1 protein-coding gene is annotated in these 1594 nt (G+C 39.9%); it reads left to right on the top strand.

Going from position 1 to position 1594, the window contains the following annotated elements; all coding sequences use genetic code 11:
• Window positions 1-270: 270 nt before the first annotated feature.
• Complete coding sequence (locus tag DW938_RS14460; protein WP_118125590.1) at window positions 271-1461, top strand: IS110 family transposase; 1191 nt, start codon at window positions 271-273, stop codon at window positions 1459-1461.
• The last annotated feature ends 133 nt before the right edge of the window (window positions 1462-1594 follow it).

Below are 1594 nucleotides of genomic sequence, written 5' to 3'. Positions count from 1 at the left end.
TTTGGTATGATATTAGCATAGTCCAAACTGCTGACTACAGTGGTGACAGGCTATGCTTATTTTGATATAATAAGAAGGTAATGGACTGACGGTCATCTCCTTAGAACTAAGCGTTCGTAATAGAAAGTGTCAGCCGCCTTCTTGTTATAAAATTCGATTAAGCAGGTTGTACCTGCTGTGTTTACAGCAGCGTTCGCATCACTAACCAAAATGAATTTTAATAAGCTCCTGAGCGGAAACATTACAAAATATCAGAAAGAAGGATTTATCATGATTAGTGTAGGAATTGATGTATCAAAAGGAAAAAGTACTGTTTGCATTATGAAACCTTGCGGCGAAATACTTGAATCACCCTTTGACATTGGTCATACTGCCGATGAACTGGATTCTCTTATTTCTCTCATCAAATCATTCGATGAAGAAACCCGTGTTGTTATGGAAGATACAGGTCACTATCATCTTCCTGTTGCGACCTATTTATCTTCTCACAACATTTTTGTATGCTGTGTAAATGCCTTGCGTATGAAGAAGTTCTGCTCGCAAAGCATAAGACGAGCAAAAACCGATAAAATTGATTCGATTAAAATCGCATCTTTCGGTATTACATACTGGAACGAGCTTGTTAAGGCTTATCCCTCTAACGTTATATACGATGAACTTAAATTTCTTGCACGTCAGTATTATCAGGTTACAGGTATGCTTGTTAAATCAAAGGTGAACTTCTCCAATCTTCTTGACCAAGTTATGCCCAAAATCAATGATGTTCTTTCAAATCAAGGCGAAAATCACAAGCTGACCGAGTTTGTCAATCGATATATTCATTTTCAGAATATTCTCGATATGGGAGAAATGAAATTTACATCTGATTACTGCAAATGGGCAAAGAAAAAGGGATACCGCTTAAACGAGCGTAAGGCAGCGGAAATCCTTGCCCTTGCTCAAAACGGTATCCCTACGCTTCCTAACTCCCAATCCGTCAAAATTGCCGTTAGTGAAGCCGTCAAGCTGATCCACTCAATAGAGGAATCACGCAATACCATTTTAGCACAAATGCAGGATCTTTGCAACACCTTGCCTGAATATTCTGTTGTCAAGGAAATGGATTGTATCGGAGATACACTTGCTCCACGTATCATTGCTGAAATTGGCGATGTACGCAGATTCAAAAACAAGCACTCTCTCATTGCCTATGCAGGCATTGACGCTCCGCCTTATCAGTCGGGTGCATTCCACGCTTCTGAGCGTCATATATCCAAGCGTGGAAACAGTTATCTGCGAAAAACAGGCTACGAGATCATGCAATCCTTAATCAAACACAAACCTGCCGACAATGCTGTCTATGACTTTATTCAGAAGAAACGCAGCGAAGGGAAATGCGGCAAAGAAGCAATGATTGCGGGGCTTAACAAATTCCTTCGAGTTTACTACGGCAAGGTTATGGAGTTTTACTCCGAACATTGATTGTAGTCTCAGGTACATACTCATCGGGCGTTTGAATACTTCCTTCAAACGTCAGCTTTGCTATATCGTTTTTTCCTTTGCTTCTTTTCTCAACTTTGTTCATTTTGCCTATTGATTTTTCTTAGCAGGTTTC

The organism is Ruminococcus sp. AM43-6 (assembly GCF_003461785.1).
Taxonomy (GTDB): Bacteria; Bacillota; Clostridia; order Oscillospirales; family Ruminococcaceae; genus Hominimerdicola; species Hominimerdicola aceti.
This window is presented reverse-complemented; position numbering and strand designations above follow the sequence as displayed.

Excerpts from the sequence above, each read along its gene's own strand:
- DW938_RS14460 (WP_118125590.1), top strand. The coding sequence starts at position 271 with ATGATTAGTGTAGGAATTGATGTATCAAAAGGAAAAAGTACTGTTTGC.